At 63.3% G+C, this 16,779-nt stretch carries 4 protein-coding genes and 3 pseudogenes; all 7 read left to right on the forward strand.

The features are described from left to right. Positions 1-381 precede the first annotated feature (381 nt). Positions 382-3,873: a LamG-like jellyroll fold domain-containing protein gene (locus AC0VYM_RS07055; RefSeq protein WP_475460322.1), complete on the forward strand. Its 3,492-nt coding sequence runs from the start codon at positions 382-384 to the stop codon at positions 3,871-3,873. Positions 3,874-3,949: 76 nt separating this feature from the next. Beyond that, positions 3,950-10,414 (forward strand): RHS repeat domain-containing protein, encoded by a 6,465-nt coding sequence (locus tag AC0VYM_RS07060; protein ID WP_475460324.1) that lies wholly within the window; start codon positions 3,950-3,952, stop codon positions 10,412-10,414. Between the two features lie 20 nt (positions 10,415-10,434). Next, the gene (locus tag AC0VYM_RS07065; protein ID WP_475460326.1) at positions 10,435-10,938 is read left to right on the forward strand and encodes a hypothetical protein; all 504 of its coding nucleotides are present in this window, start codon (positions 10,435-10,437) and stop codon (positions 10,936-10,938) included. A 1,115-nt stretch (positions 10,939-12,053) separates the two neighbouring features. Then, positions 12,054-14,375 (forward strand): hypothetical protein, encoded by a 2,322-nt coding sequence (locus AC0VYM_RS07070; RefSeq protein ID WP_475460328.1) that lies wholly within the window; start codon positions 12,054-12,056, stop codon positions 14,373-14,375. A 214-nt stretch (positions 14,376-14,589) separates the two neighbouring features. Next, positions 14,590-15,100, forward strand: a pseudogene (locus AC0VYM_RS07075) (flavoprotein). A 38-nt stretch (positions 15,101-15,138) separates the two neighbouring features. Continuing rightward, positions 15,139-15,246, forward strand: a pseudogene (locus AC0VYM_RS07080) (helix-turn-helix domain-containing protein); the annotation flags it as partial. 65 nt (positions 15,247-15,311) lie between these two features. After that, positions 15,312-16,358, forward strand: a pseudogene (locus AC0VYM_RS07085) (tyrosine-type recombinase/integrase); the annotation flags it as partial. Positions 16,359-16,779: the final 421 nt, after the last annotated feature.

Here is a 16,779-nt window from a genome sequence, read left to right on the forward strand (position 1 = left end):
GCTCGTGAACGTGGAACGCGGCGGTACCGGGTTCCGTCTGGGATCAGCACGAAGACGGGTTGGTCGGATGACCCGTTGTCTGCTTTCTGGCATCGAGACGCTTTCGTCTCCTACGTTCCGTCAGGATGCTCTGACCAGGTGTGTTGCCAGCAAGGTCAAGGGGTGTCCGGTGGAGTCGCCGAGGGGGAACGTCAGCTTGGTTTACCGGTTGGCCTGGCCAGATGTGGACAACATAAGGATCTGCACGTCAAAGGTGGTTCCCGGTTCCATGTGGACGCGGTCGGATCATCAGGTGATTGTGTCCAGGTAAGGGAGATGGTTAATGTCCTGCCTTGATCCCAGGTGCGAGGGTTGTCCCCGGGTTCTCACATCCCCTTTGACATGAACGGCCATCCCATGCGTCGCCCCTGGACCCGTGCGACCGCGGTCTCGACCGCCACTGCTCTGCTCCTCACCCTGACCGCCGCGCCTCCGGTGGCGGCACAGCCGACATCACCGGACCCTGCCAGCTCCGAGGAACAGCAGGAGCTCGACGCCCTCGCGCTCGCGGAGCAGACCGGTGAACCCGTCGAGATCCCCGGGCTGACCGACGAGAAGACCCAGCACTTCGCCAACCCGGACGGATCCCTCACCGCGGAGATCTCCACGATCCCCCAGCGGGTGCGCTCCGAAGACGGATGGGTGGACGTCGACACGACCCTGGTCAAGGCCGAGGACGGCACCGTGCGGCCACGGGCCGCGGGCATGGACATCGCCTTCTCCGGCGGCGGCGACGACGCGATGGCCCACATCGGCATCGGCTCCAACAACGTCGCCCTGGGCTGGATCGACGACCTCCCCGAACCCGTCCTGGAAGGCGACCAGGCCACCTACACCGACGTACTTGCGGACGTGGACCTCGTCCTGACCGCCGGAGTCGAGGGCTTCAGCCAGGTCCTGGTCGTCCACACCCCCGAAGCCGCCCAACTCCCCGAACTCACCGAGATCGCACTCCCGCTGCGCACCACCGGCGTGACCATGACGGCGGACGAGCACGGCAACCTCGACGCCACGGGCGACGCCGGCGGCCAGAGCGTGTTCTCCGCCCAGGCCCCGGCCATGTGGGACTCCACGGGGGAGGGACACGAGAGCGAAGACCCCACGGTGTCGGCGCCCTCCGGAGCGCGTGTGCTGACGGTCCCGACCTCGGTCGAGGTCGACTCCATCCGGCTCGTGCCTGACCAGGGCATGTTCGTGGACGAGGCCACCGAGTTCCCCGTCTACATCGACCCCTCCGTGAGCGCCAGCCGCCCCAACTGGGCCTACGTCGACTCCGCCTTCCCCACGCAGGCCTACTACAACCCCAAGGTCGACGACGTGGGCATCGGCAGGGTCGAATGGGACCGGCCCTACACCCGACGCGCGTTCTTCCAGTTCACAGTGATGGGCAGGACGAACCACCCCAACACCATCATCAACTCGGCCACGCTACGCACCGAGATCGAGTGGGGGTGGGACTGCACCAGCAACGCCCACATCCAACTGCACCGCACCGACGCTTTCACCAACAAGACCACCTGGAACAACCAGCCCACCACCCGCACCCTCCAGGACACCCAGAACGTCAAGGGCGGCTGGGCGACCTGTCCCAAGAGCAGCGGAGTGGAGTTCGACGCCACCAACGCCTACCGGTGGGGAGTCAACAACAACGCCTCCCACATCCGGCTCAGACTCAAGGAACGCGACGAGAGGGGCACGACCGCCTGGCGGCGCGTCAACACCAAGAAGAAGCCCCCGGTGCTCGTGGTGAACTACAACCACCCGCCGGAGAAGCCGGTCACCTCCACCATCTCCGACTCCCTGGGAGGCACCTGCCAGACCGACCGATCCGCGCCCCGGATGATCAACAACACCGAGGTCAGGTTCAACGCCCAGATCCGGGACCGTGACTCCTACTGGGTGGGCCAGCAGGTCAAGTCGCAGTTCGAGTGGAAACTCGCCGGTGTGGACGGTCGCGTTGGTGCCGCTGACTCGGCCTACGTGACCGTGGGCAAGTGGTCCGGAGGCAGTTACCGGCCGGTGACCGCGAAGGACCTGCCAGAGCGAGAGTTGATCGCCTACCGGGTGCGCGGCCACGACCGCTCCAACTGGGGACCGTGGTCGTCCTGGTGCTTCATCGAGGTCGACACCACCAAACCCGACTCCGGCCCCAAGGTGACCTCCACCGACTACCCGGCGGGAGATGAGCCCCATGGTTCCGTGGGGCGCACGGGCGAGTTCACGTTCGCCAACAACGGCGTGGACGCGGCTACCGCGTACCACTACAGCGTCAACGACGCCAGCTGTTCCACCCGGGTGGACCTCGACGAACAGGGCGCTTCTGTGACCCTGCCGATCACCCCGCGCAGGGACGGCCCCAACCTCATCCACGCCCGCATCACCGACGCCTACGGAAACTCCTCTGAATGCGGACTGGCGTACACGTTCACCGTCGCTCCACCCGGGGAACCCGTCTCGTACGTTCCCTTGGACGAGGGAGAGGGCACAGTGGCCGCGGACGCCTCGAATGCAGACCGCACTCTGGAGGCCACGGGTGACCTCGAATGGGTGAGAGGCCGTGTGGGTCCCAGTAACGGTGAGACCCAGCGCCTGGAAGGCGCGGCGATCGACATCGACGGAGAGAACTCCCGGCTGGTCACCGACGAGTCCGTGGTGGACACCAGCGAAGCGTTCTCCGTCTCGGCGTGGGTGCGCATGGACGACAAGGACCGTAACCGTAGTGCCGTTGCCCAGACCGGACTGGAGAACAGTGGATTCTATCTGGGTTATCAACAGACCCTGGGCCATGACCGGTGGGTACTGAAGATGGCCCCCTCCGACGAGACCGGGGCCAGCGGCTGGTCTCGGGCCCTGTCGGACGAGCCCGCCCAGACCGGCGTGTGGACCCACCTGCTCGGTACCTTCGACCCGGCCGACGGAGAACTCGTGCTCTACGTCGACGGTGTGCGGCAGAAGGACACCGCGACCCTGGAGACCCCGTGGCAGGCTGAGGGCCCCTTGATGGTCGGTGGCGCCCGCTCCTCCACGAACGACTCCGAGCACTGGCGCGGTGGCATCGACGACGTTCGAGTCTGGGACCGGGTCGTTTTCGACGAGCCCTTCATCGAGACCGAGGAAGCCCGTTCCGAGGTGTGGGACCTTGCGAACCGACCCACTGCTCTGGAAGGGCGCTGGCGCCTGGACGAGACCGGCGGAACGGTCGCCACTGACGCCTCCGACCACGGTCTGGACGCCACGCTGGAGGCGGACCCGCTCACCGCGTGGAACCAGGCGATGAACGAGGTCACCTTCGCCCCCGGCGTCAGTTTGGACGTGGCGGGCGAGGAACACCTGCACACCGATGCCCCGGCGGTGCGTACGGACCGCAGTTACAGTGTCGCGGCCTGGGTGCGCCTGGACGAGGTGGGCCACAACTCCACCGCGGTGGCCCAGAACGGCGCGGTACACAGCGCGTTCTACCTCAGTTACCAGCACACCTTCGACCACGACAGCTGGGTGATGAAGCTGCCGCCAGAGGACCGGTCCGGGGCCAGCGGCTGGCACCGATCCCTCTCCGACCGCAGTGCCGAGTTCGGTCAGTGGACCCACCTGGCGGCCACCTACGACCACACGCTCGCCCAGGCGACCCTGTACGTGGACGGAGTGGCCCAGGATCCGATCGAGGTTCCTCGGGCATGGCACGCGAACGGGCCGGTCATGATCGGCGGAGCCCAGTTCGAGAAGGAGTTCTTCGACCCATGGGCGGGGGACCTCAGTGATGTCCACCTCTACCAGGGGGTCCTGACCGCAGCCGATATCCACGACGTGATGGCGGGATACCTGCCGGTCCCCTGACACCCTGTCTTCCCTTCGTCCCCTGAGCCCCTTGAGCTGCCCGGCAGGCACACCTGCCGGGCGGGAGGAACCCTCTGTGTCTGACATCCCCCAGCCCCCCGTCTCTCGACGCGGCCGCAAACCGCTCGTCTCCCTCGTCTCACTGTTGCTGGTGACCGGATTGGTCTCCGCGTTGCCCGCCTCCGCCCTGGCCTACAACACCCGCCCGGACGTGGACCTGGGAGAGTCGGTGGACGGCCACGTCGCGGAACCAGCCGCGATCCCCAACGACACGACCATGAGTGACGCTGCGGTCGAGGCCCTGGCGGAGGCCGAGTGGCCCGAACCGGATCTCCTGGGCTTCGACGAAGGGGAGGCCGCGTCTCAGGCTCTTACTACCGGTGACGAAACCGTCTGGGTGGGCGGTGTCGATGCCGAGGAGTTCGAGTCCTGGGTCTCGCCGCTGCCGAAGGTGGTCGAAGACCGGGAGGAGGACGAGGCCGAGGGAGCGAACGAGCGCCGGACACCGGCGGAGCCGCAGCCGGAGGGTTCCGACGACGCTGACTCCCACCCTGAAGAGGAGGCTGAGGAACCGGTCTCCGCTGGCCCGGAGGCCTCGGAGCCGGACACCGAACTCGACACCGACGCGGAGCCGGACCCCGAGACCGAACCCGCCCCTGAGCTCGAAGAGCAGCAGGAGGTGGAGGAGCCGGAAGGCCCGGTGACCTCGGCTCAGGTGGAGGTCCTGGACCGTGCCGAGGTCGCTGAGTTGGGGCTCTCCGGTCTCGCACTTCGAGTCACGCGAACCGACGGTGGCGACGACGCTGGACCGGTCCGGGTGGAGGTCGACTACTCGGGCTTCTCCTCGGCCTTCGGAGCCGACTACGGCTCCCGGCTGGACCTGGTCGCGCTCACCGAGTGCGATGACGACGAGGGCTGCTGGACGACTCACGAACTCGGCGCTGACAACGACACCGACGTCCGGACACTGCATGCCCTGGTCCCCGCGACCGGCAGTGGAATCCTTGTGGCCGCCGTGGCCGCCGCCGACAGTGAGGAGGGGACCGGTGACTACACCGCCACCTCGCTGAGCCCCTCCTCCACCTGGAACGTCGGTACCCAGTCGGGTGGGTTCTCCTGGAACTACCCCGTTCAAGCGCCCAACGTCGCGGGTGGTCTCCAGCCGGAGATCAGCCTGGGCTACTCCTCCCAGTCCGTGGACGGCCGTACCTCCGGCACCAACAACCAGACCTCCTGGATCGGTGAGGGCTTCGACTACCACCCCGGTTACATCGAACGCCGCTACCAGACCTGCCAGGACGACGACACCGACATCCCGGACCAGTGCTGGTCCCACCACAACGCCACCCTGAACCTGGGCGGGCGCTCCACCGAACTGGTCTACGACGACGGCGAGTGGACGCCCAAGAACGACGACGGTTCCAAGATCGAACGCCTGACCGGGGCCACCAACGCAGACAACGACGGTGAGCACTGGAAGGTCACCACCGTCGACGGCACCCAGTACCACTTCGGCCTCAACCGCCTGCCCGGGCACTCCTCCGGCGACGAGGAGACCAACTCGGCCTGGACCGTCCCGGTCTTCGGTAACGACGCCGGCGAACCCTGCCACAAGTCCAACCTGGGCGACGCGTGGTGCGATCAGGCGTGGCGCTGGAACCTGGACTACGTCGTGGACCTCCAGGGCAACGCGCTGGCCCACTACTACCAGGCAGAGACCAACAACTACGGACTCAACTTCAAGTCGGACCCGGTCAAGTACGACCGAGGCGGCTACCTCAAGCGCACCGCCTACGGGCTGCACAAGGACGACCTCCAGACCACCGCCCCGGCCCAGGTTCTCTACGGTGTCGGAGAGCGCTGTGTGGACACCGACTTCGGCTGCAAGGTCGCGGATCGCAAGGAGTCCAACGCCAAGTACTGGCCGGACACCCCCCTGGACCAGGAGTGTGACAAGGACTGCGCGGGGAAGCACTCCCCGACGTTCTGGACCACCAAGAAGCTGAACAGGATCACCACCCAGCTCCACGACGGGACCGAGTACACCACCGTCGACACCTGGGACCTGAAGCACTCCTTCCCCGCTCCCGGAGACGGTACCGACCCCGCCCTGTGGCTGGACTCCATCACCCACACCGGTCACACCGGCGAAGGGACGGAGACCAAACCGGCCATCACCTTCACGGGCACGCCGATGCCCAACCGCGTCGACTCCACCACCGACGGCCTGGCCCCGATGAACAAGTGGCGGATCACCGCCATCCACACCGAGACCGGAGCCCAGGTGGACGTGTCCTACGCGGACTCCGACTGTGAGGCGGGCAAGGAACCCAAGGCCCACGAGAACACCAAGCGCTGTTTTCCCGTCGTGCGCGCCCACCGCCCCGGAGCCGACGAGATCACGGACTGGTTCGCCAAGTACGTGGTGACCGACCTCGTCGAGGTGGACCTCGTGGGCGGGCAGCCCGACGTGATCACCAGCTACGACTACGTGGGCACACCCGCGTGGGCGTACATGGACGACGACGGTTTCGTGGACAAGGACCACCGCACCTGGTCCCAGTGGCGCGGGTTCGACCGCGTGATCGAACGCACCGGCCATCCCGACGAGACTCGGACCGAGGTCGAGCACCTCTACTACCAGGGCATGAACGGTGACCACCAGCCCAGCGGCAAGAGAACGGTTCGGGTCACCGACTCCACCGGGACCAGCGTGGACGACGACCCGGTGTTCAACGGGCAACTTCGCGAGAGCATCGTCCGCGACGGGGTCGGAGGTGAGGTGGTCTCCAAGACCATCAGTACTCCCTGGAAGAAGCGCACCGCCTCCACCTCCCACAGCTGGACGCTGGAAGCACACCTGACCAACACCAAGCAGGTGGACGCCTACACGGCTCTGGAAGACGGATCCTTCCGCCAGACCCGTACGGTCAACACCTTCGACGACCACGGCATGATCGCCTCGGTCCACGACCAGGGCGACGTGGCCGTGACCGACGACGACTGGTGCACCACCACCACCTACGCGCGCAACACCGGCCTGCACCTGCTCGACCCGGTCGCGCGAACCCAGACCGTGACCGCGGCCTGTGGTCAGGACGTCTCCTACCCCGACGACGTGGTCAGCGACACCCGAACCCTCCACGACGGTGGTGCCTTCGGCGATGCCCCCACCAAGGCACGCCCCACCGAGACGCAGCGGGTTGCCGACTACGAGGACGGCGAACCGGTCTACCAGACCATCACCGAGACCACCTTCGACACGTTCGGGCGTGCTCTGGAGGTGACCGACGCCAAGGGAAACACCACGACGACCGCCTACACCTCCAAGGTCGCCGGTGGCCCTGACTCGAAGGTGGAGACGACCAATACCCTCGGTCACAAGAGCACCGTGGAGTACGACGAGCGCTCCCAACCGATTGCGGAGATCGACGCCAACGGCAACCGCACCGAACTGGCCTACGACCCGCTGGGACGTATGACCGACGTGTGGCTGGCCGACCGGCCCAGAGACCGCAACTTCACGCCGTCCATGAGGTTCGAGTACGACCTGTCCAAGGACAGACCCACGGTCGTCACCACACACACGCTGAACCCCGCAGGTCGCTACACCACCAGCTACCAGATCCTCGACGGGATGCTCCGCGAGCGCCAGAGCCAGGCTCCGGCCCCTGGCGGAGGTCGGGTCCTGACCGACGTCTTCCACGACAGCCGTGGCAACACGGTCATCTCCCGCGAGCCCTACTTCAACACGGAGGAGCCGGACGGGGAACTACTCACGGTCAACAACCACGACGAGATCCCCCGCTGGACACACACCGTGTACGACGGCGCGGACAGGGCCACCGACGCCGTCCACATGTCGCGAGGGGTGGAGCAGTTCCGCACCACCACCGAACACCAGGGTGACCGCACCCTGGTGACCGAACCCGAGGGCGGCACCGGTACCACCGCCATCACCGACGTGCGTGGCAACACCGTGGAACTGCGCAAGCACCACGGTCCCGCGGCGGAGGGTGAGTTCGACTCGACCTTCTACACCTACACCGCGCGTTCCGAGTTGAGGACGGTCACCGACCCGGGCGACAACACCTGGACCTACGAGTACGACCTGCGCGGCCGCAAGGTGACCGAGACCGACCCCGACACCGGGGTGAGCCAGATGGTCTACGACGAACTCGACCGGCTGGTCGAGACGACCGATGCCCGTGGCCAGAGCCTGAAGACCGTCTACGACGAGCTGGGCCGCCAGATCGAACTGCGCGACGGCGGCGGCGACCTACGGGCTGAGTGGACCTTCGACTCAGTGGCAGTCGGTCTTCCCGCCACTTCGACGCGCTACGAGGACGGACAGGCCTTCACCACCAGGGTGATGGGCTACGACCGGGTCAACCGGCCACGAGCCCACCAGATCAACATCCCCGCCAGCGAGGGAGAGCTCGCAGGCAACTACCTGTTCCGCACCTTCTACAACCCCGATGGCAGTGTTCGATCCACGGACATGCCGGCCGCCGGAGCCTTGCGCGCCGAACCGGTGACCTACGGCTACGACAACCTGGGTAACCCCACCACCCTCTCGGGTGGCGACCGCATCGTCACCGAGACCGTCTACTCCAAGGTCGGCAATCTCGTCCAGCGAGAGCTCCACCGCGGAGTCCTGGGGGCCAGCCGCACCTGGCAGAGCTTCGACTTCGACGAGAAGACCAACAGGTTGGCTCTGGCCAGCGTCGTCCCCCAACAGGGGCAGGGTTCACTGTCGACCCAGACCTATGGCTACGACGCCCGAGGAAACCTGCTCTCGATCAACGACGAGCCGACTGACCCTGATCGGGCCAGTGACGTGCAGTGCTTCGACTACGACCACCTGCGTCGCCTGAACCAGGTCTGGACTCCGGACGCCACCGGCAAGGAAGCCTGTCATGCCGAACCAGACGTGACGGAGCTGAGCGGTACTGCCCCCTACTGGCACGAGTTCACCTACGACGCCATCGGCAACCGGGTCCAGGAGGTCCAGCACGGCCCGGGTGGCGGAGTCACCCGCGACTACACCTCGCCCGAGGAGGGCCAGGGGCCCGCTCACGCCGTCACCCAGGTCGACGAGAGCGGCAGCAGGGGAAGTACCGCTCACTCTTACGACTACGACGAGTCCGGGAACATGGTCTCCCGTAAGAGCGGCGAGCACGACCAGACCCTCGAATGGGGGCCCGAGGGAGAACTGACCAAGGTCACGGGAGAGCTTTCCGAGACCGAGTACGTGTACGACGCTGACGGTGAGCGTCTCCTGCGTCGGGCTAACGGGGTCACCACCCTGTACCTGCCGGGCATGGAGGTCACCTGGGACCCGGCCGAAGGGAAGGAGGAGGCGACCCGGTACTTCACTCATGCTGGTGAGACCGTGGCGGTCCGGGAGAACAGTGGCAACCTGCACTGGATCGTGTCGGACCACCACGACACCGGCCAGATCAGCATTGATGCCCACTCCAACGAGGTCGCCCAACGCCGGATGACCGTGTTCGGACAGGACCGTGGAACGACCGGTACCTGGCCTGGCGAGCGTGGTTTCGTCGATGGGATGATCGATGCCTCCACCGGGCTGACCCAGCTCGGAGCCCGTGCCTACGAGGCGGACCTGGGGCGGTTCATCTCCGTCGATCCGTTGATGGACCTGGTGGATGCGCAGTCGATGAACGGATACGCCTACGCCAACAACAGCCCCGCCACGTACTGGGATGGATCCGGGTTGTCAGCGTGCATTCCGGCTGACGGCTTCTGTATGGAGATCGGGGGTAATACCACGGTCCCCTATACGAAAAATGGAGGTACGCAAGGGGGCGTTCAAACCTGGAACTACAAGAAGGGTTCCGGATGGAGAATGATCTCTGCGACTGCCCGCTGGCAAGTGGGTAAAAGAAGCTATTCTGTTCGTTACATCCCAGGATCAAGGCCCACCGTTCGCGTATCCAGGGCCGTCAGTAGGCCCCAGCTTGTCAATGAGACTGTGTCCAATGAAGACCAGGCTCTAAACAATTCAAGTTGGTTTCGGCAGCGCTATTCAGGTGAAGGGGGTGGAGCCAATTGGATGAATATCGCAGATGATTCCGTCTTCGCGCTCTCCATGGTTGGGCTGGGTGCCGCGCTAGTGTGCCCAGTTTGCGCTGCCGTTATTGCCGGAGGTGCTGCCCTCTATGGCTTGGGAATGGGTGCGTACAAGGTCTTTGGGCGCGGCGACAACTACGGATGGTGGGATATGGCTAGTGCGATCCCATTTGGCATTGGGAGAGGTGCAAGATTTATTGGGACAAGTGTTTCGAGGGCTAGGTTCGGGGATAAGCTGCGCCCTGCGGCGAGTGGATCTCAAGGGAAAAGAAATAGGCAGAAGAACGGGCCGGTCCTTGAGCAGATGAGCAAATTCGGAGACGGGGTCGCTGCGAATGTCTCGCGCTGGGGAGACTCTGTTGCAGGTGGAGTCTTTTCTGCCAGGTCTGCGGCGAGCGCTTACAATAACCCTCAGGGTGAGTCGCGTGGAATTCTGGGAGTGTAGTCAAGGTGAGGAGTGGGAATTTGTCGAAGGTTTCTGAATGGAGATTGAGTGAAGTTGGATTTTATCGCTTGGATGAGTACGTCTGTGGTGTCGTTGCGAAAAGCAGTAGGAATCTCTCTAGGCTATTGAATGTTGCAGAAGAGTCCGCTTACGGAGAAGTCCCCACGGTTCGCGACGCGGTATGGCTTTCCTATATTAGGTTAGCGGTTTCGATACTCTTGGCTTTTGTCGTTTTTATTGTGGTCGGGCTTCTTGGCTCTCTGGTTAGAGATTCCAGTGAGATTGTATCAATTTCTCTCATGGGATTGGCATTCTTCGTTGCCGTGCTCCGAGGTCAATTGGCGACGGCTGCCGGTGTTGATCTGATGATAATTTATATGCAATCGACATTTTCAAGAACGGGGGGTAATGTCGCCTTCATTGACCTCTATCGTAAGATGATCTGGTTGTATCCGTTGATTGCTTTCGGGTTGGTGTTTTTCCTTTTTTGGAATGGTAATTTGGCGGTTTTTGTGGGGCTCTAAGGTTGTGGATAATCAGGTTGTCTGAGATATTTGTTCGGTTCGCGCCTGTGTTAGCCTCAGTGTCCCTCAAGCCTGAGTAAACGATCTCATCTGGCCGCCATGGGGCACCACTGACCAGCAGCACCATCGGATCACCGCCGTCGCCCTGTTCGAATTGCCTCGGCCGCCGAGTCGGAGAGAGTCGGCACGGCATCATGGGCGGAGGCATCGTGAGACGTCCACGGTCGCGAGAGCGGCGAGGCACGGTCCCAGACACTCGCCGGGCCGAATCCACAGGCGGTAACGGTGTTTCCACCTACGTCCAAGACGAGTCCGGGAACACGGTCTCCCTGGGGCGGCGTCAGCCGCTCGCTGACTCTCGAATGAGAGTCCGAGGACCAGTCGTTGGAGGTCGGCCAGGAAGGACATCTTTCGTCGTTTGTATCTATACGGCCCGGAGGTGAGTGCTGATTCGGGTCGGTGGCACTTCCATCATGCTGCCGAGGCTCCGGGCCACCAGCGCACCTGAAGGCGGCACTGCTACCTCCACCGCGTGCTCGCCTGACTCGTGAACCTCAGAGTCCTGGCTCTCCCAGGTCGAACGCGGCATCCTCTCTGTGGATCTGTGCCCACGCCCACCGGGACGTCGCGGTGGCCGGATTGTCTCTGCCAGCGGGGGCCGAAGCAGGGAGGATTTTCGCGAGTTCTACTCCGGACTGGGTGGCACACACAGCCCCGGAAACGCCGCGAGGACCTCCTTGGAGGTCCTCGTGTACCCCATCTGAACTGGGGGTTTGTGGTGCACCCAGCAGGATTCGAACCTGCGACCGTCGGATTAGAAGTCCGGCGCCCGGGTGTCGTTCTGTGTCACTTCGTGCCGTTGCGTCCCGCACCATCCGAATCCGTTTGCCGTCCTGTTCCGCGTCGTGCCGCCCGATGTCGTCCCGGTCCGCAACTGCGGAGCACAAACGGAGCACACGCGGGCCGTTGGTGGCGTCCGATGGAACCTCGCGAAGTTCTCGCCGGAGCGCAGTTTTGCTTGGTTCCGCAACCTCAGGTTGCTTGCTTCCCTCGGAAGTGCCACCTGTGGCTGTCAACTTTCCCTTCAGCGGGGTGGGTGAGGCACAATCAGTGCCATGACCTCTGAACGTTTGCCTGGTGACGAAGCCGATGCCGCACCAGTTCAGCGCCGCAGTTTAGCTCCCCCGGGTGGGGGCAGTGCTACGCCCTCAGTCGGAGCCACCTACAACATCATTGGCAGTGTCGGTGGCAATGCCAAGGTGGGCCAGGCGCAACAATCCACGAACGAGAAATCTCAACCTGGGCCGACTCCTTTTGTTAATGAGAAAGTATCCATTGGTCAGGTTAATCCTGCGCTCCTGCAAGTGCACCAGGCGGTACTTCCCGATCAGGATCCTGGTAGCCATTCTTTCCTAACTCCCTATCTACGGCGGTCCCATGACGATGAACTGAGAAAGTACCTAAAGCCCGCACTGGACAGGCGCACTTCAGTGTTGGCAATGATGACGGGTGACTCTTCAGTAGGTAAGACTCGAGCCTTGTACGAGGCCTTGTATGATTTGGCGCCGAAGCGTGCGATTCTACTGCCAAGAACGATCACCGACTTGCTCGCTCTCCTTGACCGTGGGCTCGTGGATGACCAAGCGGTGCTGTGGCTTAATGAAGCGCAACACTTCTTCCAGGGAGCCGGTTCACCTGAAGTTGCTGCCGCACTACATTACTTGTTGATGCACAGGGCAGGAGTTGTGGCAGTTGGAACATTGTGGACCACGCCCTATTGGGAAAAATTGACTCGTACTGGCACCATAGGGGATCCACATGGCCAAGTGCGCGAACTTCTTATGTGCCCGCCGGCTGTTCGAATATCCGTACCTGGCCATCTCTCGATAAGCGAACAAGATGAATGGCGGAGCCTGGCTATTGAAAACGATGACCGACGCATGTCTGAGGCTCTCAAGGCAGGAGCCTCAGATCTGGGTAGAGTGGTTCAGCATCTGAGTGGTGGTCCCGAACTACTCAAGGCATATCTTGACGGACCAGGTTTTTTTACGAGAGTCGAGCACGCTCTGCTGAGCGCCGCAATATTCGCCCGCTGCCTGGGGTATCAAGCACCTTTTACCGCTGCCTTGCTCACGCAGGCCACAGATGGAATTCTGGATCCGCGTGAACGACCTATCGAGGCTGATTGGGCTCGAACTGCACTGACTTCTTTGAGTACCGGCCAGCGTCCCAACGGTCAACGTGTCGATATTCGCTCAACTCTGACCGCGTTGCACACCTTTGTTCCCTGTGGGGAAACGGAACCCCTCTACCAACTGGACGACTACCTCGAACAGCATCTGCGCGACCATTTCGCAGATCAACTTGCCAGCCCTTTTCTATGGCAAGCCTTGCTTGATAACGCGGCCAATCCTGATGACCTAAGGGAACTGGCTGAAGCAGCGAGCTACGACGGCCTGGTTAAGCACGCGATCCGCCTGTATTATAAGGCAGTTGAGGCAGAAGCTCCCATCGCACTTTCTGGATTGGTCTCTCTGCTCTCTCCAGAGACAGATCCTCATCAGCAGGGTTCCTTCTGGGCTGCTTCACGCGTTAGCATAACTGATCCTTGCGAGGTCGCCAGCGTGCTGAAGGAACTCCGCGAGGCTGGTTTTAAGGAAGCGGCTTATAGGCTGTTGGAGCGTGATCCCGCTGCTCATGTCAGTCTTGCCGACCTATCCCATGTTGGTGATCTCTTAAGGGAACTACGTGAAGCTCAACAAGAGGAATCTTTAATTCATCTGGCGGGTCGGATAGTCTCGCACGCGGACTTCCCTGACTCGTCTGTAATTCCTCGCCTGCTGCAGGAGCTCTTTGAGTCTGCGCAGGAAGATGCTGCTGACGCTTTGGCCCTCTATGCTGTTGAGAATTCCGATATTACTTGTCCGTATACTGTTGCTACTTTGCTGTATTCGCTTCGAGAGTGTGGTTATGAAGAAGAGCTAGTGTTATTCATGGACCGAGACCCTGCGGCCCGAGTGGATCTCACGAATCCTGGCATGCTCACAATTTTGCTGGATGTGTTTGCTGGTTTTGGTTTCGAGCACGATATGCGCAATTTGATGGCTAGGGGTCCTGTGGCGCACGCCGACCTCGGAAATCCTTTCTCTGTTGCGCTTCTGATGGATTTCTTGGTGCGGAAGGGGTGGTCGGATGAGGCTCGGATTCTAGTGGCACGCTGTCCGGCGGGTGTTTCGAAGATTGTCAAATTTGACCCTGCTGATCTTCCGAAGAAAACAAGTGATTCAGAGTTCAGGGAGCGTGAAGGGGTGGAAGAAATATCTCCTTGGGCTTATCCTTCAAGGTCGCGCTCATTGATTGATATCTATGGGCGGGAGCTTGATGGTTCTCCGGCTCGTCCATGGGAATGGAGTGAACTCTTTTCATCTGATTCATGAAGCTGAGGAACGAGCACCGATCGGCCAGGGCTCGTTCAATTCCCCGGGAGGTCAGGCTCGGGGCTGGGGACACTCGAAGGTCCGGGTTTTGTGCCGAGTGTGCTGGAGGCTGTGTTGTCTGTCGAGATCGTCTCCCCGTCAATCGCCACCGCCCCTCACTTGAGGATCGAGAAGTGTCGACTCGTCTGCGTGGTGCGCCTCTAGACTTGGGCGCATGTCGAAAACCCTGCACCTGGTGTTGTCCGGAGCCCCCGCACCGGAAGGGGCGATCGAGCTCATCCAGGCCCTGCACAGCCACGGCTGGCACGTGACGGTGCTTTCCACCCCCACAGGCACGGACTTCCACGATCAGGACCAGTTGGCGGAGCTGACAGGTGAACCGGTCCGTGTGGCGTTTCGGATGCCTGAGCAGGGCAAGCCCTTGCCGCCCGCCGATGTCGTGTTGGCCTGTCCGCTGACCTTCAACTCCACGAACAAGTTCGCCCAAGGGCTGGCGGACAACTTCGCGATTGCTCTGTTGTGCGAGATGGTCGGCTACGGGGTACCCACCGTGGTGGTGCCGCACTGCAAACCCCAGCTCGCCTCCCACCCGGCCTTCGTCCGCTCCCTGGAGACCCTGCGCGCGATGGATGGAGGCGGTCACCGTCCTGCACGACCCTGATGCCCCCTATGAGGACCGTCTGCCCTCCTGGCAGCAGGTCATCGACACCGTCAACCGCCTCTGACCGAAAGGCACAGCGTGGACCCTGCCACTCGAGGCCAGATGATCAAACGTGCCCGACGACGGCACGGCTACTCCCAGAGCGTGCTCGCCGGACTCGTGGGACGCTCCGAGTCCTGGCTCTCCCGGGTCGAACGCGGCATCTTGTCGGTGGACTCCCACGAGATCCTCACCCGCCTGGCCCGCGTCCTGCCCCTGGACCTGACCGAGCTGACCGGAACTCCTACGCAGGGCATATCCGCAAATACCTCGTCCCGCATCTGGGCCAGATCCGGCTGGACCGGCTCAAGTCCAGCCGGGTCGAGGCGATGTTCGAGTGGATCGAGGCCAACAACGAGCGGATCCTGGAGGCACGCGAATCCGACGATGCGAAGGTGCGGGCCTCGGTGCGGGGCCAGCGGGTGGTGAGCTTGTCGACCAAGCACCGCATCCGCGCGACCTTGCGCAGTGCGCTCTCGGATGCGGTGCGCAGCCCGGAGGAGCCGGTGAACGTCAACGTCGCCTCCCACGCACGACTGCCCTCATGCCCGAGGAAACGCCCGCTGGTGTGGACCCCGGGGCGAGTCGAGCGCTGGGAGAAGGACGGGACGGTGCCAGGGGAGGTGATGGTGTGGACCCCGGAGCAGACGCGCACCTTCCTGGAACACTCGAAGAAGTATGTGTGGCTGCACCCGTTGTTTCACTTGATCGCCGTCAAAGGTCTACGCCGAGGGGAGGCGGTCGGCCTGCCCTGGGCCCACACCCGGCTCACCGATGGGGAGGCCGATATCCGCACCCAGGTGGTGCAGCTGTCCTGGACCACGCTCACCACCACCCCGAAGAGTGAGGCGGGCCAGCGCAGCATCACCCTGGACGCGGACACGGTGAAGGTGTTGCGGGCCTGGAAGAAGTTCCAGAACCAGGCTCGGCTCAAGGCGGGGGAGGAGTGGGTGGATTCGGGGTTGGTGTTCACCCGCCAGAACGGGGAGGGGTGGTTGCCCTCGCACGTGAGCGACTGGTTCACCCGCATCGCCCGAGCAGCCGGACTCCCACCGATCACGTTGCACGGGCTGCGGCACGGGGCGGCCTCGATGGCGCTAGCCGCGGGAACGGACGTGAAGGTGGTCTCGGCCGAGCTGGGCCACTCCACCACCCACTTTACCCAGGACACCTACCAGAGCGTGTTCCCGGACGTGGCCAAAGCAGCGGCCGAGGCCACCGCCGCCCTCCTGCGCGGAGCGTCGGCACCTGTTGGGGCGGGTGGTCTGGTGCCGGTGCGGTAGCCGGTTCAGGGGAGCACACCAGGAGCCCCACGAGGCGCTTCGACCCCAGGTTGGGATACGGGTTCACCCGCTCTGGCCTGGGGTTCCCTCGTGGTCGGGGTCGGTTGACCATCGGATCAAAGGTCCCCTTGGCAAGGATGACGGGGCGGCACTGTTTCGCTCTGGGTCCCGGCTCTCTGCGGCCCTTGGGGCGTCTGCGTGGCTGAAAGCGTGGGAACCGCTGCCGACTGAGGCGCTTCCACCGCCGGTGCGAAGCTTCCAGGTCTTGTCAGCGGATGGAGCATGCTCGCACGGGACGGATTCGGGCGGGAATGGCTTCGGCCAGGCGCCATGGGGAAGCTACTCCAACGGATCCCGGCCCTCCACGACCTATTCGGACTTTCCGCAGCTGAGAAAAGCCTCCGTGACCTGAGGCGGTTCC

This window comes from Nocardiopsis sp. iso_237 (assembly GCF_056173345.1).

Bases quoted from the DNA above. Each gene is read 5' to 3' on its own strand.
- AC0VYM_RS07070 (WP_475460328.1), top strand. From the start codon at position 12,054: ATGACCTCTGAACGTTTGCCTGGTGACGAAGCCGATGCCGCACCAGTT.
- AC0VYM_RS07055 (WP_475460322.1), top strand. From the start codon at position 382: ATGAACGGCCATCCCATGCGTCGCCCCTGGACCCGTGCGACCGCGGTC.